The 22,030-nt window shown below is 59.1% G+C and carries 18 protein-coding genes; 7 read left to right on the top strand and 11 right to left on the bottom strand.

What is annotated here, in order from left to right:
- The 6 genes from Q9Q94_RS14765 to Q9Q94_RS14740 all read right to left on the bottom strand — a co-directional run bounded on the left by Q9Q94_RS14765 (position 1) and on the right by Q9Q94_RS14740 (position 5,675).
- On the bottom strand, positions 1-732 hold the full coding sequence (locus Q9Q94_RS14765) for an amino acid ABC transporter permease (RefSeq protein WP_305980875.1): 732 nt from the start codon (positions 730-732) through the stop codon (positions 1-3).
- Between the two features lie 132 nt (positions 733-864).
- Positions 865-1,680 (bottom strand): ABC transporter substrate-binding protein, encoded by an 816-nt coding sequence (locus tag Q9Q94_RS14760; protein ID WP_305980874.1) that lies wholly within the window; start codon positions 1,678-1,680, stop codon positions 865-867.
- Positions 1,681-1,895: 215 nt separating this feature from the next.
- Positions 1,896-2,678, bottom strand: a complete 783-nt coding sequence (locus Q9Q94_RS14755) for a MetQ/NlpA family ABC transporter substrate-binding protein (RefSeq protein ID WP_305980873.1) — start codon at positions 2,676-2,678, stop codon at positions 1,896-1,898.
- Positions 2,679-2,734: 56 nt separating this feature from the next.
- Positions 2,735-3,400 (bottom strand): methionine ABC transporter permease, encoded by a 666-nt coding sequence (locus tag Q9Q94_RS14750; RefSeq protein ID WP_305980872.1) that lies wholly within the window; start codon positions 3,398-3,400, stop codon positions 2,735-2,737.
- Entirely contained in the window at positions 3,397-4,410 is a 1,014-nt protein-coding gene (locus Q9Q94_RS14745) for a methionine ABC transporter ATP-binding protein (RefSeq protein ID WP_305980871.1), read from the bottom strand. The genes Q9Q94_RS14750 and Q9Q94_RS14745 overlap by 4 nt, the downstream gene beginning before the upstream one ends.
- A gap of 89 nt (positions 4,411-4,499) precedes the next feature.
- The gene (locus Q9Q94_RS14740) at positions 4,500-5,675 is read right to left on the bottom strand and encodes a DcaP family trimeric outer membrane transporter (protein ID WP_305980870.1); all 1,176 of its coding nucleotides are present in this window, start codon (positions 5,673-5,675) and stop codon (positions 4,500-4,502) included.
- Positions 5,676-6,033: 358 nt separating this feature from the next.
- Between Q9Q94_RS14740 and Q9Q94_RS14735 the strand changes: the two genes are divergently transcribed.
- From Q9Q94_RS14735 to Q9Q94_RS14725, 3 genes are all read left to right on the top strand, one after another.
- Positions 6,034-7,071 carry an amino acid ABC transporter substrate-binding protein gene (locus Q9Q94_RS14735; protein ID WP_305980869.1) on the top strand — a complete coding sequence of 346 codons (1,038 nt, stop codon included), beginning with the start codon at positions 6,034-6,036 and terminating at the stop codon, positions 7,069-7,071.
- A 209-nt stretch (positions 7,072-7,280) separates the two neighbouring features.
- Positions 7,281-8,249, top strand: a complete 969-nt coding sequence (locus Q9Q94_RS14730) for an amino acid ABC transporter permease (protein WP_305980868.1) — start codon at positions 7,281-7,283, stop codon at positions 8,247-8,249.
- Positions 8,250-8,254: 5 nt separating this feature from the next.
- Positions 8,255-9,259 carry an amino acid ABC transporter permease gene (locus Q9Q94_RS14725; RefSeq protein WP_305980867.1) on the top strand — a complete coding sequence of 335 codons (1,005 nt, stop codon included), beginning with the start codon at positions 8,255-8,257 and terminating at the stop codon, positions 9,257-9,259.
- Between the two features lie 118 nt (positions 9,260-9,377).
- Here Q9Q94_RS14725 and Q9Q94_RS14720 read toward each other — a convergent pair whose 3' ends face one another.
- Together Q9Q94_RS14720 and Q9Q94_RS14715 are read right to left on the bottom strand one after the other, a co-directional pair.
- On the bottom strand, positions 9,378-13,622 hold the full coding sequence (locus Q9Q94_RS14720) for an EAL domain-containing protein (protein ID WP_305980866.1): 4,245 nt from the start codon (positions 13,620-13,622) through the stop codon (positions 9,378-9,380).
- Between the two features lie 277 nt (positions 13,623-13,899).
- Complete coding sequence (locus tag Q9Q94_RS14715) at positions 13,900-14,676, bottom strand: class II glutamine amidotransferase (RefSeq protein ID WP_305980865.1); 777 nt, start codon at positions 14,674-14,676, stop codon at positions 13,900-13,902.
- Positions 14,677-14,902: 226 nt separating this feature from the next.
- On the opposite strand from Q9Q94_RS14715, the gene cysT reads away from it, so the two are divergent.
- From cysT to Q9Q94_RS14695, 4 genes are read left to right on the top strand one after another with little or no spacing between them, the layout of a single operon-like run.
- Complete coding sequence (gene cysT, locus Q9Q94_RS14710; protein ID WP_305980864.1) at positions 14,903-15,742, top strand: sulfate ABC transporter permease subunit CysT; 840 nt, start codon at positions 14,903-14,905, stop codon at positions 15,740-15,742.
- The gene (gene cysW, locus Q9Q94_RS14705) at positions 15,742-16,659 is read left to right on the top strand and encodes a sulfate ABC transporter permease subunit CysW (protein WP_305980863.1); all 918 of its coding nucleotides are present in this window, start codon (positions 15,742-15,744) and stop codon (positions 16,657-16,659) included. Before cysT ends, cysW begins: the two co-directional genes overlap by 1 nt.
- Complete coding sequence (locus Q9Q94_RS14700; protein ID WP_305980862.1) at positions 16,656-17,765, top strand: sulfate/molybdate ABC transporter ATP-binding protein; 1,110 nt, start codon at positions 16,656-16,658, stop codon at positions 17,763-17,765. The genes cysW and Q9Q94_RS14700 overlap by 4 nt, the downstream gene beginning before the upstream one ends.
- 2 nt (positions 17,766-17,767) lie before the next feature.
- Positions 17,768-18,706, top strand: coding sequence for a CysB family HTH-type transcriptional regulator (locus Q9Q94_RS14695; protein WP_305980861.1), 939 nt, complete (start codon positions 17,768-17,770; stop codon positions 18,704-18,706).
- Between the two features lie 100 nt (positions 18,707-18,806).
- On the opposite strand, the gene fliE is transcribed toward Q9Q94_RS14695, so the two are convergent.
- From fliE to Q9Q94_RS14680, 3 genes are all read right to left on the bottom strand, one after another.
- Complete coding sequence (gene fliE, locus Q9Q94_RS14690) at positions 18,807-19,124, bottom strand: flagellar hook-basal body complex protein FliE (protein ID WP_305980860.1); 318 nt, start codon at positions 19,122-19,124, stop codon at positions 18,807-18,809.
- Positions 19,125-19,301: 177 nt separating this feature from the next.
- Entirely contained in the window at positions 19,302-20,729 is a 1,428-nt protein-coding gene (locus tag Q9Q94_RS14685) for a sigma-54 dependent transcriptional regulator (protein ID WP_305980859.1), read from the bottom strand.
- On the bottom strand, positions 20,726-21,856 hold the full coding sequence (locus tag Q9Q94_RS14680) for a PAS domain-containing sensor histidine kinase (RefSeq protein ID WP_305980858.1): 1,131 nt from the start codon (positions 21,854-21,856) through the stop codon (positions 20,726-20,728). Before Q9Q94_RS14680 ends, Q9Q94_RS14685 begins: the two co-directional genes overlap by 4 nt.
- Positions 21,857-22,030 lie beyond the last annotated feature (174 nt).

The raw sequence follows: 22,030 nt of genomic DNA, 5'->3' as shown, positions 1-22,030 counted from the left end.
TCAGCGCCTTGTCCCGAAGACCGGCAGACGGTGTTGTACCAGCAGAGCCATCGCTTCAAGCACGGCTATGATCAGCACGTAAAGCAGAGTGGCAACACCAAAGGCCTGGAAGGTCTTGAAACTGACCGTTTCGACCTGACGCGAAGCGTAGGACAGCTCCATCACGCCGATAGCCATGGTCAGCGAGGAATTCTTGACGATGTTCATGTACTGCCCCATCAGTAGCGGCAAGGCAATTCTCAGGGCTTGCGGTGCGATCACGTACCGGAATATCTGCCAGGGCCGCATGCCGAGCGCCTCCGCCGCATGCTGCTGAGTCCGGGGCACGCCTTGCATGCCAGCACGAATTTCTTCGGAGACGAATGCTGCGGAGTAAAGGGTAAGACCCAGCACACCACAGAGGAATTCATACGATGGCCATGGCAGGCTCAGTCCGCCGGGCAAGCTGACACTCTGGGTAATGTTGAGCCACTCGCGAACAGCATCAGGCAGGAGTGCCGGAGCACCGAAGTACCAGAAGAACAACTGCACCAGCAGCGGAGAATTGCGCAATACGGCCACCAGACCTGTCGCCAGCCATGCCACGGGTCGCCAGGCACTGCCGGCGGCCAGCGTGGCAAGAAATCCGAGTAAGGTGGCGGCCGGAATCACGACAAGCCCGATCTGCAAGGTAAGCAGAAAACCCTTGAACAGCCAGAACAGGTATTCCGGTCGCAGAAGTTCAAACATCATTATCGGGGACCACAAAAAGAAGCGGTGCTGACGCTGCAAGGCAACGATCAGCACCATAAGGAGACAAGGAGACTACAAAAATACTTGGCGTAACCAGGCCTGCTGCTTGCAAGCCTGGAAACACGTCAAGCTTCATTTCTCGCGGATATGGCTATCCCCGATCTTGAACAGACGCGGCAGCGGTGACTTGCTCTTCGGGCCGAAATATTTGTCATAAATGCGCTTTGCCGTACCGTCTTTTTCCGCATCAAGCAGCCACGTATTGATGTACTCGACCAGGCGCTTTTCACCTTTTGGAACCCCGACTCCTTCAAGTTCTTCAGAGATCGCAAAGGACGGGATTTCGTACTTGTCCCGATCCGGCAAGTTAGCCAGCAGCGCAACCAGCTTGGTGCCATCCTGAGTGATGGCCTGCACGTTGCCATTACGCAGGGCAGCCAGCGCGAAGGGGGTATCGTCGAAAGAAATGACACGGGCGCTCGGATATTTCTCGCGCAGAGTGCTTTCCATGGTGGTGCCCTTGTCCGCCCCGATCTTCAGATCCTTGATCTGATCGGGCGACTTCAGCACGCCCTTCTTCGCCAGAAACTGCTGACCAGAAGCGATATAGGGAATCGAAAAATCGATGACCTTGGCACGCTCTTCGGTGATCGTGAAATTGGCGAACACCAGATCAACCTTGTTTGAGCTCAGCAAGGGAATCCGGTTGGCCGGATTGGTCGGCACCAGTTCCAGCTTGACGCCGAGTTTCCTGGCCAGCGCTTCGGCATAGTCGACATCCAGACCGACGATTTTCTTGCTGTGTTCGTCGATGTAGCCAAACGGCGGGTTACCGTCGAATGCGGCGACGCGCAGCACACCGGCCTTCTTGATGTCATCCAGACGGTCGGCCTGAGCCAAGCCTGAAACCAGCAGCAGTCCGACGAGAACGAAAGAGTGCAATTTCATGATTGAATTCTTCGAAAAGTTGAAAAAGAAAGATCCGCAATCGGAATCAATGACGATCACCCTATCAATCGGAGATGAGAATGAGAAATACGTATTCCTGCATTGCTTAGAAGCTACTGACAACGTTGAGCGAAGCGGACAGGCGTTCCGCTTTCATGAGATGACGCATGGTCCGCAAACCGTTGCAGGGAGCGGACCACGAGTGGATGAATCAATCAGAATGCAGGAACCACGGCGCCCTTGTACTTCTCTTCGATGAATTTCTTCACTTCAGGCGTGGTCAGTGCCAGCGCCAGTTTTTTGACAGCAGATGAATCCTTGTTGTCGAGGCGCGTGACCAGGAAATTGGCGTACGGTGACTTGCTGCCTTCGATGGCGAGAGCGTCCCGGGTCGGTACAAGCTTGGCTTCCAGCGCGTAGTTGGAATTGATCGCTGCCAGATCCACCTGATCCAGCACACGCGGCAGGGTGGCGGCTTCAAGTTCCTTGAACTCCAGCTTTTTCGGGTTGTTGACGATGTCCTTCACGGTCGACTGGATGTTGCTGCTGTCCTTGAGCTTGATCAGGCCCGCTTTTTCCAGCAACAGCAATGCCCGGCCACCATTGGTTGGGTCGTTCGGGATCGCCACGACAGCCCCTTGCCGGAGATCCTTCAAGGCTTTCACTTTCTGGCTATAAACGCCAAAGGGCTCGACATGCACTGCGGCCACAGCAACAAGATGAGTCCCCCTTTCCTTGTTGAAATTGTCGAGATACGGCTTGTGCTGGAAGAAATTGGCATCCAGCCCTTTCTCTTCGACCTGCGTATTGGGTTGCACGTAATCGGTAAAAACTTTCACATTCAGATCTACGCCTTGTTTGGCCAGCTGAGGCTTGATGAATTCGAGGATTTCAGCTTGCGGCACCGGGGTCGCTCCAATTGTCAGTTTGTCCGCCGCATGTGCGGAAAAAACCAGGCTAATGGCTGCAAGAGCAGTCAGCGTTTTCAAGGGTTTCATGGCTTTTCCTTTTCAGGGTTGAGTAAAGGCCTGCAGAAGGCAGGCAAACGGGTAAATCATGTGCGACTGAAGTGATGAACGAGGCGGTCACCGATCATCTGCAAGGCTTGAACCAGGATCAGCAACAGAAGCACCGTGACGATCATCACGTCAGTACGGAATCGCTGATATCCAAAGCGAACAGCCAGATCGCCAAGGCCACCACCACCCACGACGCCAGACATCGCGGAGTACGACACCAGCGTTATTGCAGTAACCGTGACGGCCGCCAGAATGCCCGGCAAGGCTTCAGGCAATAAGGCCCACAGAACGATCTGGCGAATCGTGGCGCCAGCGGCCAGCATGGCCTCGACAACACCTCGATCAACCTCACGCAAGGCGCTCTCCACCAAACGACCAAAAAACGGCGTCGTGGCCACAACCAGCGGAGGAATCGAGCCGGCCACGCCAAGTGAGGTTCCGACCAGGCGCACCGTGATCGGAATCATCACGATCAACAGAATGATGAAAGGCAACGAGCGCACAACATTCACGACGACCGAGAGCGCACCGTACAACTTCGGCCGCTCGAGCAGCTGACGTTTTCCGGACAGGAACAAGACCACGCCCAATGGCAACCCCAGCAGCACCGTGAACAGCAAGGAGGCGCTCAGCATGGTCAGCGTGTCGAAGCCTGCAAACAGGATTCCCGCCCAATCCAGACGGGCAAACAATTCGCTCATTGCAGGAACTCCACACCCACGCCCTGCTGCTTCAGGTGGGAAATCGCCACATCCTGGGCACGGGAAGTTCCCCGCAACGCCAGAGTAAGTTGCCCGCACGGCGTCGTCTTGATCCTTTCGATGTGCCCGGAGAGAATCGTGAAATCGAGACCGTGTTCCCGTACTGCATGCGCCAGATGCGGAGCATATGCGTCGTCACCTATGAAGGTCAGGCGCACAACGCGTCCCTCGACATTGGCAACTTTGAGGACCTCTTCAAGCTCGTCAAGATGCTCAGCCTCGTTCACGAATGCCCGACTGGTCGGGTGCTGCGGATGCAGGAAGACCTGCGTCACCGCCCCGGATTCAACGATCTCGCCACCATCCATGACCGCCACCCGATCGCAGATCGAGCGCACCACATTCATTTCGTGCGTAATCAGAACGATGGTCAGACCCAGGCTCCGGTTGATCTGCTCCAGCAGTTCAAGCACCGAACGTGTGGTCTGTGGATCGAGCGCACTGGTCGCTTCATCGCAAAGCAGAACCTTCGGCCTGTTCGCCAGCGCCCGGGCGATTCCCACCCGTTGCTTCTGGCCACCTGACAACTGTGCGGGGTACTCGTGACGCTGGTCAGCCAGCCCCACCAGATCAAGCAATTCAGCCACGCGTGCATTGATCTGCTCTGAATCCGTCAATCCAGCCACCCGCAGCGGAATGGCAACGTTTTGCGCAACAGTGCGAGAACCGAGCAGATTGAAATGCTGAAAGATCATGCCTACGCGCCGGCGCAGGGCACGCAGCTCATCAGGATCAAGAGACAAGACTTCATCACCATCGACGAGGATGCGTCCGGCATCTGCCGTTTCAAGGCGGTTGATCAGACGAACCAGCGTCGATTTTCCTGCGCCGGAATGGCCGACCACTCCAAAAATTTCGCCAGTTTTTACATGCAGGTTGACCCCTTTGGCAGCATGAATTTCGCGCGCACCAATACGGTAGGTCTTGCTGACGTTCTCCAGATGAATCATGTGTCACGAGCCGTGTTCAAGTTCTTTGAGAAAGGAAGGCGGGACTGCCGAAGCGCCAAGCGCCCCGGCAGGAACCTGCACCGGACGGATCAGAATCCGTAATGGAACGAAGCCTGGACCCGGTTGAACTTGCCGCTCTCGCCACTGCTCAATTTGCGCTGACCATGGCCGAATTCGAAGCCGAATTCGGTGTTCTTGGCTGGTGACCAGATCACGTTGGCAAATCCGCCATCAACCGTCCGGTTGGCGGCATGACCGACTGCGTCAAGGTATTGATCACCCAGACGGGTATGGCCGTAGGACAGGTTGGTACGCACAGACGTGGACCAGCGATGCTGCCAGCCTGCGGTGTAGGCGGTGACCGTCGTCAGCTTGATTTCAGAACCTTCGACGGCCTCGGGGTTGTAGTTGGCCGCAGCCACGTATTGGCTGATGCCGTTGCCGGCAGTCACCAGCGCCTGCAAGGTGTCGGCCTGTCCGAGTTTGAAGGCGCCGCCGATGCTTCCGGCAAAACCGTATTTGGTTTTGGAGCTTGAATCGGTGGTCGTGGTGGGAATCGTTTCAAAGGCAATCTGGTTGGCGATACCGCGCACCGAAACCGTCCCCCAGTCGCCACCCTTCACCCACGCGGCAGTTACGGCAGGAGCCTTTACGATTGCATCGCTGACCGGATTCGCCGGCACTTCGATGCCGACCGCAAAGCTGCCCGCAGCGCCCGGCGTGGTGGTGTAGCGCACCTGCGGCTTGCGTGCGGAAGCCACGCTACCCTGCCCGTTGAAATCGACTGTTTCCGGAATCGCCTCGCCACTGCGGAACAGCGTCCAGTACTGACCGGCAATCAGCGAACCCCAGGACGACGACAGATCGCCATAGGCATGACGCAGGCGGAAAGTGCTGCCCACGAAATCGCCTTCCAGCACGGTACGAACCTTGCCGATTTCAGTCGGGGTACTGCTCTTGATGCCAAAACGTGAGGTCTGGGCAGTGACATTGAGCTTGCCCTCGCGCGAATCGGCATTCACTCCGCTCGGATCATCCTTGATACCAATGGATCCGGCGTCGTACGCCCAGTCTTTCGTACCGGCGTTCACATCCTTGATCACATCAACATGCACGTAGCCATAGAAGCCTACAGACGTTTCAGACCCCGGAATCTTGAAGGTACCCGCTTCATCGCCTGCAACAACAGGCTCGGCAGCATGCGCTGCGGAAATGGAAGCAAGTGCTACGGCAGCAGCAATGCTGCTGATTTTATGATTTTTCATTGTATTGACTCTCGTATGTATTGATATGAAGAAGATCGCCACGTCCATACAACGAATGCGTTTTGCATTCGAACAGTCAGCGGGTGAGAGCCATCCTAAACATCGACACACAAACGCCTAACCAATGATTTTTTATTTTGATTTCAGAATCTTTTTTATTTTCAAATCAAACAAATCCAATATGCATTTAGTTTTTTTGCATCACACGAGACGAGTCCGTGCGCGAGAAAAAAATGCGGCATCGCAGGCTCCGATGTGTCCAATGGTGATTTGCATAGAATGAGAATATGGTTTCCATGTTCGCCTCTTGCTCGCTACGATTACAGTTCCCCTGATCGCCCCAAAGAGAGGATCACCGATGAGCTCTTCAAGACTTCGCAAACTCGGCCTGCTGTGTGCCTTGACACTCAGCGCCGTGGCAACCCAGACCGCACATGCCGGCAAAACTGTCGATGCCATCAAGCAGCGCGGTAGCATTCAGTGCGGCGTGAGTACTGGCGTAGCGGGTTTCTCGCTGCCTGACAGCCAGGGCAACTGGTCAGGATTTGATGTGGATCTGTGCCGTGGTATCGCCGCAGCCTTGCTGGGCGACGCCAACAAGGTCAATTTCGTGCCACTGAACTCGCAGCAGCGCTTCTCGGCAATCCAGTCCGGCGAAGTGGATGTGCTGGCACGCAACACGACCTGGACGCTGAATCGCGATGCGTCGCTGGGCCTGTCCTTTACCGGTGTCACCTATTACGACGGCCAGGGTTTTCTGGTTCCGAAGAAGCTGAAAGTCACCAGCGCCAGGCAGCTGAAGAACGCCGAGGTCTGCGTGCAGTCCGGCACTACCAACGAGAAGAACCTGGCGGACTATTTCCGCAGTCAGAACGTGAAGATCAAGCCGGTCGTGTTCGAAGGTTTTGAAGCTTCCTTCAAGGCCTTCTTCTCCGGCCGCTGCCAGGCCTACACGACCGATATCTCGGGGCTGGCCGGCGTACGCAACAAGGAAGCCAAGAACCCGGATGACTACGTGATCCTGCCGGAAGTGATCTCCAAGGAGCCGCTCGGCCCGGCCGTACGCCGTGGCGACGATGAATGGTTCGCCATCGTGCGCTGGGTCGCCTTCGCCTTGATCGAGGCCGAGGAATACGGCATCACCCGGGCCAATGTCGACGCCATCAAGGCCGAGAACAAAGACCCCGCCATCGGCCGCCTGCTGGGCTCGACGGAAGATACCGGCAAGCTGCTCGGACTGGATCGCGACTGGGCTTACCGTGCGATCAAATCAGTGGGCAACTACGGCGAGATCTTCGCGCGCAACGTCGGTCCGGAGTCGGTCCTGAAGTTGCCGCGCGGACTCAACAACCTGTGGAACAAGGGCGGCATTCTGTACGCACCGCCGGTGCGCTGAAGAGCCGAAACCCGCCAGGGGCCGCGGCTGCATATGCCTGCAGAGCCGCGCCCCGCCTTGATCTACAGCCTGCATGCATGAAGAAGTCCGCCACATGCGGCTCTTCGGCATGCACTCCATCAAGGGCTTTGCGGTAATCTGGCAAGACTCCGCTCACGCATGCTCTCGCAGCGACGCGTATCACTTTTCATCGCCAGGACTCCGGTTGAATGCGTCAAACCCTGTTTCGCTGGTTGCCCCAGATTGCGCTCGTCATTCTGCTCGCCCTGCTGCTGGGCTGGATGGGCCATAACGTGCTGGAAAACATGCGCGGTCGTGGCATTCATGCCGGTTTCGATTTTCTGCGCGACCCCGCCGGCTTCGAAATAGGCGAAGGTCTGCTTGATTACGATGCCAGCCAGCCGCTGTGGCGCGCGTTCCTTACCGGAACGCTGAACACCCTGCGTGTGGGCTTGCCGGCCATCGTGGCGGCTACCCTGCTCGGAGCCCTGATCGGTCTGGGGCGTCTGGCCGAGCACCCGGTGCCGCGCAAACTGTGTGGCGCGCTGGTCGAAACCCTGCGCAACATCCCGCTGTTGCTGCAATTGCTGATGTGCTACTTCGCGCTGACCAGCCTGCTGCCGGAAGCCAGCGAAGCGATTGCACCCCTGCCCGGCTTCCTGCTCAGCAAGGGCGGACTATTCCTGCCCGCACTGGACTGTACGCAAACATGCATGCTGGACCTGCCGGCCGCGGAGGGCTTCGGCATCAGCGGCGGCTGGTCCCTGAGCCCGGAGTTTCTCGCCGTGCTGATTGCGCTGAGCCTGTACAGCGCAGTGTTCATCGCCGAGATCGTACGTGGCGGCATCCAGTCCGTGTCGCGTGGCCAGATCGACGCAGCCCGCGCCCTGGGACTGCGCCCACTGCAGGTATTGCGCGTAGTGATCGCTCCGCTGGCCTTGCGCGCCATCGTGCCGCCACTGGGCAACCAGTATCTGAACCTGATCAAGAATTCTTCTCTGGCGGTGGCCGTCGGCTATCCGGAGCTGGTGTCAGTCGCCAACACCTCGCTGAACCAGACCGGCCGCGCCTTTGAGTGCATCGTCATCGTGATGGCGGTGTACCTGAGCCTGTCGCTCCTCACGGCGCTGCTGATGAATCGGTACAACACGCGTGTCGCGCTGCGAGGCACGCGATGATCCCCATGATCCGATTCCCGCGCAAACGTACGATTTTCTGGACCCTGCTCGCAGGCGCGCTGCTGTGGCCGATCTTCAGCTGGGCAGTGCTGCATGCCATATGGGGCGCGGATCTTGAGGCATGCCGGGCTGCGCGCGGCGTCGGTGCTTGCTGGGGCGTGATCGTCGAAAAACATCGACTGCTCTTCTTTGGCCGCTATCCGTTCGCAGAACAATGGCGGCCGCTCATTGCAACCCTGCTCATCGTCGCCGTGCTGGGTCTCGCCACCTGGCGCCGGTTGTGGCAGCCCCGCTTCGCCGTACTGGCACTCATCACCCTGTCCATCGCCACGCTGTTGATGCTTGGCGGCCTTGCCAGTCTGAGCTTCGTGCCGACCAAGCTGTGGGGAGGCCTGCCGCTGACACTGCTGATTTCGCTGGGCAGCACCCTGCTGGCCTTCCCATTTGCCATCCTGCTGGCGCTCGGGCGACGCTCCCGCCTGCCGCTGCTGCGCCAGCTATGCACACTCTACATCGAGCTGGTGCGCGGGGTGCCGCTGATCAGCCTGCTGTTCATGGCCGCTTTCCTCTTCCCGCTGCTCCTGCCCGCGCAATGGCGGCCAGACATCCTGCCGCGCGTGGTCTTCACCATCGCTGCCTTTGCGGCGGCTTATCTGGCCGAAGTCATTCGTGGTGGCCTGCAGGCGGTGCCAAGCGGTCAATATACCGCCGCGCTGGCCATTGGCATGACCTGGTGGCAAGCCACACGACACATCGTGCTGCCGCAAGCCCTGCGCACCGCCCTGCCTGCGCTGGTTAACAGCTTCGTCGGCATTTTCAAGGACAGCTCGCTGATCTCGATTGTCAGCCTGCATGAGCTGACTGGCGCGCTGGCGATCTCGCTGGGCGGCGACGCCGAGTGGCGCAGTTTCTATCTCGAAGGCTATCTGTTCATCGCGCTGATCTACTGGATTTTTTGCTACGCATTGTCCTGCAGTGCCAGGCGACTTGAGTCCGGATTACGCTACTGAGCGCGCCTTCAGCGTCTCCCCCAGCTGACCTTGTTCATCAGCATTTCTCCGTGTGCCCTGATCGCGGACCAATCCAGAAATCAGACGGGATTTTCACCCGCCCCCTTCAGGCACCTCATCAACCAGAACCAGCCGGATCAATGGGAAGGGAGTGTCCCGCACGACACAGAGCAGCAAGTTCATCGGCGGGCAGTGGTCTGGCAAAGTGATAACCCTGGATTTCATCGCAGCCTTGAGCACGCAAACAATCCAGTTGTCCCGCCGTTTCGACACCTTCGCCAACGACCTTGAGGCCAAGGCGATGTGCCAGATCAATGATGGCGGCGGCGATCACGCCCGCACCATGGTCGGAGCCCAGATCGCGCACAAAGGATTGATCAATCTTGAGCGCATCAATAGGGAAGCGCTGGAGATAACCGAAGCTGGAATAGCCGGTGCCAAAATCATCCAGCGACAAGCGTACGCCCAGTTGCTTGAGCGCCTGCAGGACCGCAATGGTGCGCTGCGGGTCATCCATCAGCATGCTCTCGGTCAGTTCCAGTTCAAGATACTCCGCGTCAAGGTGGTGCCGGTCCAGCGCGTCCCGAACCACCGTCGGCAGATCAGCGGCATGGAACTGGCGCGCTGAAACATTCAGTGCAAGACGGCATCCGGTCATCCCTTCATCATGCCATGCACGCAACTGACGGCAGCTTTCGTCGATCACCCATGTACCGATCGGCACGATCAGGCCGGTTGCTTCGGCCAACGGGATGAACTGCCCGGGCGAGACCAGCCGGCCATCGCTCTGACGCCAGCGGATCAGGGCCTCGGCACCGCAGATGCCACCAGTGCGCAAATCGGCTTTCGCCTGGTAGTGAAGCTCGAATTCCCGCCGCTCCACGGCTTTGCGCAGGGCAGCATCGAGTTCCAGTTTCTGCAGGGCATCGACGTTCATCGCTGCAGCATAGAAGCAGAAGCGGTTACGCCCCTGTGCCTTGGCCTGATGCAGGGCCGCGTCAGCATTGCGCAGCAATTCACCGGAATTACCCCCGTCGTCGGGATAAATGCTGATGCCAATGCTGGCACCAACGTAGAGCTCCGCACCATCCGGCAAGCGGAAGGGTTCAGCCAGCGCCTTGAGGATCGCCTGAGCCACTTCGGCAGCCGCATCGGGACGCTCGATCGCCTCGAGGATCAGCAGGAACTCGTCGCCGCCCAGACGTCCCAGCGTGTCTTCGTTGCGCACCCGCTGGCGCAGGCGCTCGGCAACCTCGACGAGTAACTGGTCACCCGCCTGGTGTCCGAGGCTGTCGTTGACCGTCTGAAAGCGGTCAAGATTCACGAATAGCACCGCCACACGGCGCCGAGACCGCGTGGTCTGCTTCAACGAGTGATCCAGACGGGACTGCAGCAACAAACGGTTGGGCAACTCGGTCAATGGATCGTAGTGCGCCAGATGAGCGAGTTGTTCCTCGCTACGACGCTGCTGACTGATATCCGTCATCAGGGCCACGTAGCGACTTGCCTGGCCGTCTCCGTCGACTACCCGGGAGATGGTCATCCAGCACAGATAGAGTTCGCCGTTCTTGCGCCGGTTCCAGATTTCGCCCTGCCACTGCCCCGTCTGCAACAGACTGGCCCACAGGCCCTGATAGAACTCTGGTCCATGTCGGTCCGAGCGCAGGATCCGGGTGCTGTGGCCCAGCACTTCGGGCTCGGAGTAATCCGTCATATCGGTGAATGCCTGGTTGACGGCCAGTATTTCACCCCCCGGCGCGGTGATGATCACCGCTTCGCGTGCGCTTTCGAACACGGCGGCAGCCTGTCGCAGATGCTCCTCGATCTGACGGCTTTCGGTTATATCACTGATGATGCCCACGTAACGCCCTTCCGGACCATGCTGTGTAGTCACAGGATGGCCGTGTTCGCGCACCCAGCATCGACTGCCGTCGGGCCGCACAACCTGATACTCGAGTTCAAACGGCTGTCCGGCCTGCATGGCCTGCTGCATGCTCTGCCAGACCCGCTCACGATCCGGCTCGTCAAGCACCTGCAGCTTGAATGAAGGGTTTGCGTAGAGCTCCGCGCAAGGACGCTGCCAGATGGTTTCAAATGCGGGGCTGACATATACGTAACGATATGGCGATGCTTCGATCAGCCAGATAACCTGCGGAATCGTCGCCGCAATCAGGCGGAAACGCTCCTCGCTTTCCAGCAGCGCCTGCTCGGCGGCTTTGCGCGCACCGATGTCCTCGACCACCGAGATGAAATACTCGGCCCCTCCATGCTCGTTGCGAACCAGGGCGACGGTGAGCTTGACCCACACCACTTTCCCGCTCTTGGTGATATAGCGCTTCTCCAGCTCGTAGCTGGACAGGTCACCACTGAGGACATTGCCAACCAGTCCGACATCCAGATCCAGATCATCCGGGTAAGTGATGTCCTGAAAGCTCAGTTTGAGCAACTCCTCGTAGCTGTAGCCAACGATCTCGCATAATTTGCGGTTGACTCGCAGCCAGCGCCCGTCCGGTGCAACATGAGCAATTCCGACAGCGGCCTGTTCGAAGGTCGCGCGGAAACGCTCTTCGAGACTATGCAGCTGGCGCCCGACGCGTTGCCGCTCCTTGAGCAGGCTGTCGATACGCGCCAGCAGTTCGTCAACGGTGAAAGGTTTCTGGATGTAGTCCTGCACGCCATGACGCAGGAGTTCGGTGCGCAAGGCATCGTCGGCCTTGGCCGTCAACATGATGATGGGCGTGGCGTCCAGATCCGGGTGCTGGCGGATGATCTCGACCAGGCGGTCGCCACTCATGCCCGGCATCATCACATCGGAGAGAATCAATGCAGGCCGCAGATCGAGTGCCAGTCGCAGCCCGGCATGTCCGTCGAAGGCATTTGCCACACGATAACGCCCGGCCAGCGCTGAGCTGACAAAAGCATTCATGTCCGGGTTGTCCTCGATCACGAGAACCAGAGGAAGCCTATCGTTCTGCTCCGACTGCAGGTCCTGCCGGATCAGGGGGCGCAGTTCTTCGACCGGCACATCAGCCAGGAAGGCTTCGCTCGCCACCAGACTGCCAACCACACTGCCCGGTGGCGCCAGCACCGGCAGGCTTACCATAAAAGCCGCCCCGCCTTCAGGCGCCCGCCTCACCACTACCGAGCCGTGCTGCAGGGTCACAAATTCGCGAACGATGGAAAGGCCCAGCCCGGTGCCGCCGACTCGGCGCTCGGCGCTGTCGTCGATCTGGCGGAAGCGTTCAAACACCGTTTCGTGCATGTTTTCCGGAATGCCTGGGCCGCTATCTCGAATCTCCAGCGCAATTTGATTGCCCTCGTGGAGCAAGGAAACCTGCACGATGCCACCATCCGGAACGAACTTGAAAGCATTCGAGAGCAGATTCAGCAGCACCCGCTCGCATTTCTGTACATCGGCTTGCACCATCAGCTGTTCCGGGCAGTCCAGCCGGTAGCGAATCCGGCGATCGGCAGCGACAGTATCGAAATTGGAGGCGAATACCCGCACCAGTCCAGCCAGATCGAACTGGGTGTAATGCACGCTCATATGCCCGGCATCAAGCTTGGCGAGATCCAGCAGATTGTCGACCTGACGGTGCAGCAGCCGTGCATTCCGCTGCACCACTTGCAGGCTGTGCCGTTCGGCTTCGTCCAGGCGCGGCGATTCGAGCAGATGCGTCAGCGGCCCGAGAATCAATGTCAATGGGGTGCGCAGCTCGTGACTGACATTGGCGAAGAAGCGGGTCTTCAGCTCGTCAAGTTCGCGGGTTTTGTGATACAGACGATCAAGCTCTTCGTTGGCACTCTTGAGGCGGGCACTAGCTTCAGCCACCTCGCGGGCACGCGCGAAAACCTCTGTTTCCATGCGTAGCGCCTGCTGGCGCAAAGTATCGTTGAGACGGCTCTCCTCCACGCCCTGCTGCTTAAGGCGCACGAATTCGGTCACATCCTCGACGCGATGGATAATGTAGGCCAGTTGTCCGTTGGCGCCCATCACCGGGGTATTGAGCGGACTCCAGTAGCGCGCCTCGAAACCACCGCCCTCCTCGACCGGCTTGCGGATATCGTATTTCTGCACCGACATGGTGTCGGCCTGAGCAGTCTGCAGCACACGCAGCAGTGACACTCGCAGATTCCGGACCCCTTCGGCCTCGGGATCATCCGGATTATCCGGAAAGACCTCGAACATCCACTTGCCAAGGATATCTTCCGGGCGGGTCATCGTGGCGCGCGCATAGGCCTGATTGACGGCCACGATCCTCAGTTGTGGATCAAGCACCAGATACAAGCCCGGCGCCGCATCGAAAAGACGCTGATACTCGGGAACACAGCTCAATGGATTGATGGGCGGCACTTCATTCATCACGTCCCAACCTCTGCCTCGATGGAGACCTGGCCTGCACAAACCACCGGCCAGGAGCCTGAACGCGGTTCGCCCACAGATCGTGACCGGAGAAATGCTGCGATCTCCATGATAGATCAGCCCCTCGCCTTGGCCAGCCGGCCCAGCCCCCTTGTACAGGGCATTGGCAACGGGGTTAAAGGACGCCGCCATCGAAAGCCAGCACGTACCTCAAGAAACCATTGAAGGCCGCGTGCAGGCGCACTTGTTCAAGGACGCTGGCAAACCCGGAGAGCAATCAGTAGCTGTCAAACCTTAGCTGAAGCCCCTCGGCGAAGGTCACCACCTCACCTTGTGGCAAGGCCAGCCAGGCTTCATCCGTCAGCGGCTGAGTGGCGATGATCACCATGCGGTCATCGCTCTCGTTGTGGCGGGCGAAATCGATACCCAGCGCGCAATCCAGCAACTGCGCCCGACCGAAGGGATAGGCACGCACCAGGTAATGCAGGTCGGTGCTGCGATGGGCAAACAGCCATTGCCCATTGGACAGGACGAAGTTGAAATTGCCTGCAGCGGAGATTTTCTGGCTCAGCTCGCTGAGGCAGGCGTGGATTTCGGCCACGTCGGGAATCTGGCTTCCGAAACGCGCATGCAAGCCATCCAGCAACAGGCAAAACGCCAATTCGCTGTCCGTCTGACCGCAAGGCTGGAAGTTCTGTGGTCGGGGCAAAGCGGCCAGATCCAGATTGCCATTGTGGGCAAAAGCCCACTCCTGCCCCCACAAATGGCGCAGGAAGGGATGGCAGTTGGTGGCGCTGACTACGCCCTGCGTGGCCTTGCGGATATGCGCGATGATGTTGCGCGAGCGCCGCGAATATTGCTGGATCCATTGCGCCAGGGGCGATTGGCACGAGGGCTGCTCATCAATCAGCAAATGGCAACGCTGCTCTTCATACAGTGCAATACCCCAGCCATCAGCATGCTCACCGGTTTCGCCGCCACGGCGCAGGAAACCTTCCAGCGAGAAACTCAACCGGGCAGGTTTCAGCGAATTCATTCCAAGCAATTGGCACATGGGAAGAGTAACGGCAGAAACAGACAAAGCGTTGACGCAATTTTGCGCTGCAACCCGACAATCATTCATACATCTTTCCCATATCAAAATTCAGATGTCAGCGAAAAGGGTACGGAGTGCATCGCTGCACTTACTCATATAAGGAATAAGAACTTCACTTTTTATTAGTTAGCTCCATATATAGGCAGCCATAAACTGTGGTCATTGCATATAACGCAACACAGACATGGCCGCCCACAACAAACCCTTCAGAGTCCTGCCTGGCTTCAATCTGACGCTGGGTTACACCCTGCTCTATCTGTCACTGCTGGTATTGATCCCGCTTTCAGCCGTGTTCATCAAGACCGCCAGCGGCGGCTGGGAACACTTCTGGCTATCCGTCACATCGCCTCGCGTCCTCGCTTCATTTCGCCTCTCGTTTGGAGCTTCATTGCTGGCAGCAGCCATCAACAGCGTTTTCGGGCTGCTGCTGACCTGGTCTCTGGTGCGTTACCGCTTTCCCGGCCGCAAGATTGTAGACGCCTTGATCGATCTGCCCTTTGCCCTGCCAACCGCCGTTGCCGGCATCGCGCTGACTGCCATCTATGCGCCCAAGGGTTGGGTCGGCAGCCTGGCAGAAGGCTACGGGATCAAGATCGCGTTCACCCCCTGGGGGGTATTGATCGCACTCATCTTCATTGGCCTGCCTTTCGTGGTGCGCACGGTGCAGCCAGTTCTTGAAGATCTGGAGGTCGAGCTTGAGGAAGCGGCATCCAGTCTGGGAGCAAACCGCTGGGAAACCTTCCGCAGGGTGATCTTTCCCGCCTTGCTGCCCGCACTGCTGACCGGTTTTGCACTGTCGTTTGCCCGCGCTGTCGGTGAGTACGGCTCGGTGATCTTCATCGCCGGCAATATTCCGCTGGTTTCTGAAATCACGCCATTGCTGATCATCACCAAACTTGAGCAATACGATTACACCGGCGCCACGGGCATTGCAGCCGTGATGCTGCTGGTTTCCTTCGTCTTGCTGTTCATCATCAACGGGTTGCAAGCCTGGTCGACCCGCCGTATCGGGAGGACTGTCTGATGGCAGGCGCTACAGCAACATTGAACGCGGCACATCTGGCGTCGCTGAATCAGGCACGTCACTACGAAGACAGTCCCGCCACACGCGACAATCCGCTCGTCAAATGGACGATCCTGAGCATTTCGCTGCTGTTCTTTGCAGGCTTCCTGCTGCTGCCTCTGGCCACCGTTTTCGTCGAAGCCTTCAAGAAAGGCTGGGATGTCTATCTGGCCGCGATTACCGAAGCGGATGCGCTGGCAGCGGTACGTCTGACACTGCTGGCGGCAGCGATCGCCGTCCCCCTGAATCTGGTGTTTGGCGTGTCAGCAGCCTGGGCAATTGCCAAGTTTGAATTCCGCGGCAAGCAGCTGCTGATCACGCTGATTGATCTGCCGTTCTCTGTATCGCCCGTGGTGGCAGGCCTCATTTATGTACTGCTTTTCGGCGCACAAGGCTGGCTATGGCCTTACCTGTCGGAATACAACATCAAGATCGTGTTTGCCGTACCGGGCATCGTGCTGGCCACCATATTCGTCACATTCCCTTTCATTGCCCGCGAACTGATCCCGCTGATGCAGGCTCAGGGCAAGGAGGAAGAAGAGGCTGCCATCGTGCTGGGCGCCAGCGGCTGGCAGACTTTCTGGCACGTCACCCTGCCCAACATCAAATGGGGATTACTGTATGGCGTGGTGTTGTGTAATGCCCGTGCCATGGGCGAGTTCGGCGCAGTCAGTGTGGTCTCCGGGCATATCCGCGGCATGACCAACACGCTGCCCCTGCAGATCGAAATCCTCTACAACGAGTACCAGTTTGCAGCATCGTTTGCAGTGGCTTCACTGCTGGCGGTACTGGCACTGATCACCCTGATACTGAAAACCTATATCGAGTGGCAGGCCGCGCGCACTGCCCGTGACAGCCAACAGGAAGAAACGCCATGAGCATCCAGGTCCAGAACATTCGCAAGCAATTCGGCAGCTTCGTCGCACTGAACGACGTTTCGCTCGACTTCCCGACCGGAGAACTGGTCGCCCTGCTCGGCCCCTCCGGTTGCGGCAAGACCACCTTGCTGCGCATCATTGCCGGCCTCGAGCAGGCGGACAAAGGCAATGTCATCCTAGAAGGAACGGACGCCTCCGCCACGCACGTACGCGATCGTCAGGTCGGTTTTGTGTTCCAGCACTACGCGCTGTTCCGCCACATGAGCGTGTTCGACAACATTGCCTTCGGCCTGCGCGTGAAACCGCGCAACGAGCGCCCATCCGAAGACGTGATCCGCAAGAAGGTTACCGAACTGCTCAAGCTGGTTCAGCTGGACTGGCTGGCGGATCGCTTCCCCTCGCAACTCTCCGGCGGCCAGCGTCAGCGCATCGCCCTGGCGCGGGCTCTGGCTGTGGAACCCCGCGTGCTGCTGCTCGACGAACCCTTTGGCGCGCTGGATGCGAAAGTGCGCAAGGAATTGCGGCGCTGGCTGCGGCGCCTGCACGATGAGCTGCACATCACCAGCATCTTCGTCACCCACGATCAGGAAGAAGCGCTGGAGGTTGCGGATCGCGTGGTCTTGATGAATCACGGCAGCGTCGAGCAGATCGGTACTCCGGAAGAAGTCTGGAACGCCCCGAAAACGCCCTTCGTCTACAGCTTCCTGGGGTCCGTTAATCTGTTTCACGGCCGCGCAGGGCAAGGTGCGTTACAGGTTGATGAACACTCGCTGACGCATGCGGAGGACAATATCCCGCAGGGAGCCGAGGTCATTGCCTTTGCCCGGCCTCACGAGCTGGATATCGATACCGATCTGACGCAGGTAGAGGGGCTACGCGCCAGGATTGCCCGTATTCAGGCGTTTGGCCTGACTGCGCGGGTCGAACTGGAACGCATCGACACCTCCGGCACATTGCATCACTACGAAGTCGAATTGACCCTTGAGCGCTTGATTGCCCTGCAACTGAGAACCGGGAGTGAAGTACGGATCACGCCTTCGCATCTCAAGGTATTCCAGACGCCCTCGCAGCCTCATACAGCCCCTTACATTGCAGCAGGAATCTGACCATGAACTTCCAGCAATTACGTATCGTGCGCGAAACCGTGCGCCAGAATTACAACCTCACCGAGGTGGCCAATGCCCTGTTCACCTCCCAGCCCGGGGTCTCCAAGCACATCAAGGATCTTGAAGATGAACTGGGGGTCGAACTCTTCATCCGGCGCGGCAAGCGCTTGCTCGGCCTGACCGAGCCAGGCAAGGAACTGGTGGTCATCGTCGAACGCATGCTGCTCGACGCCCGCAACATCAAGAAACTCGCCGACCAGTTCACCCAGCGGGATCAGGGGCAGCTGACCGTCGTCACCACTCACACCCAAGCACGCTACGCGATCCCCAAGGTGGTCACAACCTTCAAGCAGGAGTATCCGAAGGTGCATCTGGCGCTGCATCAGGGCAGCCCGCAGGAAATCGTCCAGCAACTGCTCTCGGGCGAAGCCGACATCGGCATTGCCACCGAATCGCTCGACAACGAGCCGGAACTGGTGACTTTCCCTTACTACGACTGGCATCACGCCGTGCTGGTGCCCGCCGGCCATCCCTTGCTGAATGAGCCAGAACTGACGCTGACGGCGCTGGCCGAACACCCGCTGATTACCTACCACACCGGTTTTACCGGCCGCAGCAAGATCGACAAGGCCTTTGCCGAAGCCAATCTGTCACCCGATATCGTGATGTCGGCACTGGATGCTGATGTGATCAAATCCTATGTCGAACTGGGGCTAGGCGTCGGCATCATTGCGCCCGGAGCCTTCAATCCAGCCAGGGATCAGGACTTGCGCCTGATCGACGCCTCACATCTGTTCGCCCGCAACACGACCCTGATCGCCGTACGTCGCGGCCACTATCTGCGCGGCTTCGCGTTCCGCTTCATCGAGCTTTGCTCGCCGGAGCTGACCGAAACCAATGTCCGGGCAGCGGTTGCACCGCACCGGGAGAACGGCTTCTGAGCCTCACAAAACAAAACACCCGGCAAAACCGGGTGTTTTATGCGTGCATGTCCTGCCATTACCAGAGGCTCCAGCGCAAGCTGGGGCTCCGCCGGAGAACTCAAACCGGCATGTTCATGATGTCCTGATAGGCAGAGACCAGCTTGTTGCGCACCTGCACCATCTGCTGGAAGGACAAATTGGCCTTTTGCAGATTGACCATTACATCCTGCAGGTTCACTTCACTGTTACCCGCAGAGAAATCCTGGGCCATTTGCTGGGCCGATTCCTGAGCCTGACTGACCTGCTGCATGGCGCTCTGCAGGGCGGAAGAGAAATCCGCGCCGCCTGCGGCAGAAGTGGCCGTGCTTTTGCCTGCAGCAACATCTGTTGCGGCACGCATTTGACCAATCATCTGTTCTATAGCGCGAGTGTCCATGACGGGCTCCGTGTCAGTACGGGATTAGAAGCAGTTTTTGTGCCCAAATGTGAAAACCAGCCACAGAAGTGTGGCTGGCTTCCAATCTAGCAGGCGTTCCGCACGATTGCGATCAGGGATGGCCGCAGGCTGTGGCAAATTTCACACGGCCGCTCATTGCGCCAGTCCGCCTGCCCCTCACTGCTCCACCCAGCCCTCGTCGCGGTACTGTTGCAGCTTGTAGCGCAGGGTTCGTTCCGAGATGCCGAGTTTCTCCACCGCTTTCTTGCGCGAGCCGCCCACGGTACGCAAGACATCCAGGATGTGCTGCTTCTCCAGATCTTTCATGTTGGTCGGTACTGCCTCAAAGCTGCCCGGAGAGCCGCTGCTGACGGGCATCTGCAAAGGCATGCCGGCAAAGGCAGGCGGAGCGCCGGTGTACGAGGCGGCTGCCTGCAGACCCTGTACGGGTGCGGCTGTCGGAGCAATACTGCCGTCCCACCCGGGCAGACACAGTTTCACGTCATCCGCCACGATGGTGTCACCACTGGCCAGAATCAGGGCTCGCTGGACCGTGTTTTCCAGCTCGCGCACATTGCCGGGCCAGCGCCAGGCGGCAAGAATTTCCGCTGCATTGCCGGCAATTCTTGCCGTTTTGCCAATTCGTTCGCCATGCCGGGTGATGAAGTAGCGAGCCAGCGGCAGGATGTCGGCCGGGCGTTCACGCAAGCTCGGGATCTCGACCGGAAAAACATTGAGGCGGTAATACAGATCTTCGCGGAAGCGCCCGGCCTGCACTTCGCGCAACATGTCGCGGTTGCTGGTCGACAACACGCGGATATCCAGCGCAATCGGTTTCTTGCCCCCCACGCGTTCGACTTCACGTTCCTGCAGCACACGCAACAGCTTGGCCTGCAGGCCCATGGGCATTTCCGAAATTTCATCAAGCAGGATGGTGCCACCCTGCGCCTGCTCGAACTTGCCGGCCTGCGCCGTGACCGCTCCGGTGAAACTGCCCTTCTCATAGCCGAAGAGCGTTGCCTCGAGCAGGTTCTCGGGAATCGCCGCACAGTTGATCGCCACAAAGGGGCCGCTCTTGCGCCGCGAATGCTGATGAATGTAGTTGGCAAAAACCTCCTTGCCGGTGCCGGATTCGCCGGTCAGCAACACCGAGGCATCGGTTTCGGCGACCCGTGCAGCCATCGCCAGCACGCTGCGCGTGCGCGGGTCTTCGGCCACCATGTCTTCCTTGCTCGGCGCGACCGTCGCGAACCGCCGCACATTTTCAAGCAACACCGTGGATTCAAACGGCTTCATGAGGAATTCGCAGGCACCGCCGCGCATGGCGGCCACGGCTTTGTCGACGTCACCAAAGGCGGTCATCAGCAACACCGGCAGCTTGGGGTTGGCAGCACGGATGCGCGAGAGCAGTTCGAGCCCGTCCATCGGATCCATGCGCAGATCACTGATCACGAGATTGAAACGCTGCTTCTCAAGCGCCGCAAGCGCCTCCGGTCCGCTGGCCGCAAGCACCACGCAGTGCCCGGCGGATTCAAGGATCAGGCTGATGGCGTCGCGCAGACTGGCATCGTCGTCGACGACAAGGATGGTGAGCGTCTCGATCATGGGTTTGCTCCGCTTTTGTCGCTGTCCGCAACGGCGGCCAGAGGAATGACAAGTGAAAATTCCGTGCCTTCACCAGGCGCGGACTTGAGGTTGATCTCGCCGCCATGGGCGCGCGCCACGCCACGCGCGATCGCCAGACCCAGGCCCGTGCCGTCTGCACGCGTGGTGTAGAAAGGTTCAAACAGGCGTGCCTGCAGTTCCTGCGGGATGCCACGACCGTTGTCCTGCACCGCGAACATGGCATTCGCGCCATCCTCGCATGCCGTGAAAGCCACCGTACCGCCCTCACCGACGGCCTGCAGGGCGTTTTCGAGCAGATTGATCAGCGCCCCGGCGATTTCCTTGCGATTGCCGAAGAGCTGGCGGGCGCCGGCCGCGCAATCAGCGGAGAAGGCCACCCCGCGCCGCTGTGCAACAGGTTCGATGGTATGCGCCAGCTCGGCAACCAGATCACACACGCCAAAGGACTCCCGCCCCAGGGCTTCGCCGCGCGCGAAAATCAGCATGTCCTGAATCAGTTTTTCAAGATGACGCAGACGCTCCAGGGCACGCTCCGACACCCTGGCACGCGCCAGCGGATCAAGATCGGTGGTGGCCATGTGGCCGGTGTACAGCAATGCGGCCGCCAGCGGGGTGCGCAACTGATGCGCCAGACTCGCCACCATTTCGCCCATCGCGGCCAGGCGCTCGGTACGCGTGGTCTGCGTACGCATCTGCCAGGCCTCGGTCACATCATGCAGCAGCACGATGCGCCCGCCACGGGTATCCAGCGGGGTCTCCGAAATGGAAACCCGCAGGGCCGCATCGCCATCCTGCGGCAGGAAGTACTCGCCGGGTGTGTCGGTATGCTCGAAACGCGCCAGCAGCACGCTCCACGGAGTGGTAGCAGGCACCGCCCCCAGCATGCGGATGGCAGCGCGGTTGAGCTGTTCCACGGCCCCCGTGCCATCAAGCAGCACCACACCGGCAGGCAGCGCCGCCATCAGCAGGGTCAGGCGTTCAGTCAGCTCGCCGACCTGCCCTTGCAGACCGTTGTAGGCCTGGGTCAGCTCATCAGATGCTCGCGCAAAAGCCTGGAAGGCTTCGGCGAGGCTGGCTGCATCCATCGGAGGCGGGGTCTGGTTCATGGTCACACAGGCACTTTGGCACTTTGCGGGATGGTCGCCACTGTAGCCCTGCCCGCACCGCAATCAGCGCCGGATTAACCGGCAAAAACTGCCGCTTATTCCACGCTCGCTCTTGCGCAAGGCAGCGCACACTGCGCTCGTGAAAAAAGCCGCCCCTGCGACGGCGATAACGGA

The sequence above is a fragment of the Uliginosibacterium sp. 31-16 genome (genome assembly GCF_030730865.1).
In the GTDB taxonomy this organism is placed as follows: Bacteria; Pseudomonadota; Gammaproteobacteria; order Burkholderiales; family Rhodocyclaceae; genus Uliginosibacterium.
The sequence above is the reverse complement of the archived record's forward strand: the minus strand, read 5'-3'. Positions and strand labels throughout refer to the sequence as shown.

Coding starts and splice junctions, on each gene's coding strand:
- Q9Q94_RS14765 (WP_305980875.1), bottom strand. CDS start 732: ATGATGTTTGAACTTCTGCGACCGGAATACCTGTTCTGGCTGTTCAAG.
- Q9Q94_RS14760 (WP_305980874.1), bottom strand. CDS start 1,680: ATGAAATTGCACTCTTTCGTTCTCGTCGGACTGCTGCTGGTTTCAGGC.
- Q9Q94_RS14755 (WP_305980873.1), bottom strand. CDS start 2,678: ATGAAACCCTTGAAAACGCTGACTGCTCTTGCAGCCATTAGCCTGGTT.
- Q9Q94_RS14750 (WP_305980872.1), bottom strand. CDS start 3,400: ATGAGCGAATTGTTTGCCCGTCTGGATTGGGCGGGAATCCTGTTTGCA.
- Q9Q94_RS14745 (WP_305980871.1), bottom strand. CDS start 4,410: ATGATTCATCTGGAGAACGTCAGCAAGACCTACCGTATTGGTGCGCGC.
- Q9Q94_RS14740 (WP_305980870.1), bottom strand. CDS start 5,675: ATGAAAAATCATAAAATCAGCAGCATTGCTGCTGCCGTAGCACTTGCT.
- Q9Q94_RS14735 (WP_305980869.1), top strand. CDS start 6,034: ATGAGCTCTTCAAGACTTCGCAAACTCGGCCTGCTGTGTGCCTTGACA.
- Q9Q94_RS14730 (WP_305980868.1), top strand. CDS start 7,281: ATGCGTCAAACCCTGTTTCGCTGGTTGCCCCAGATTGCGCTCGTCATT.
- Q9Q94_RS14725 (WP_305980867.1), top strand. CDS start 8,255: ATGATCCGATTCCCGCGCAAACGTACGATTTTCTGGACCCTGCTCGCA.
- Q9Q94_RS14720 (WP_305980866.1), bottom strand. CDS start 13,622: ATGAATGAAGTGCCGCCCATCAATCCATTGAGCTGTGTTCCCGAGTAT.
- Q9Q94_RS14715 (WP_305980865.1), bottom strand. CDS start 14,676: ATGTGCCAATTGCTTGGAATGAATTCGCTGAAACCTGCCCGGTTGAGT.
- cysT (WP_305980864.1), top strand. CDS start 14,903: ATGGCCGCCCACAACAAACCCTTCAGAGTCCTGCCTGGCTTCAATCTG.
- cysW (WP_305980863.1), top strand. CDS start 15,742: ATGGCAGGCGCTACAGCAACATTGAACGCGGCACATCTGGCGTCGCTG.
- Q9Q94_RS14700 (WP_305980862.1), top strand. CDS start 16,656: ATGAGCATCCAGGTCCAGAACATTCGCAAGCAATTCGGCAGCTTCGTC.
- Q9Q94_RS14695 (WP_305980861.1), top strand. CDS start 17,768: ATGAACTTCCAGCAATTACGTATCGTGCGCGAAACCGTGCGCCAGAAT.
- fliE (WP_305980860.1), bottom strand. CDS start 19,124: ATGGACACTCGCGCTATAGAACAGATGATTGGTCAAATGCGTGCCGCA.
- Q9Q94_RS14685 (WP_305980859.1), bottom strand. CDS start 20,729: ATGATCGAGACGCTCACCATCCTTGTCGTCGACGACGATGCCAGTCTG.
- Q9Q94_RS14680 (WP_305980858.1), bottom strand. CDS start 21,856: ATGAACCAGACCCCGCCTCCGATGGATGCAGCCAGCCTCGCCGAAGCC.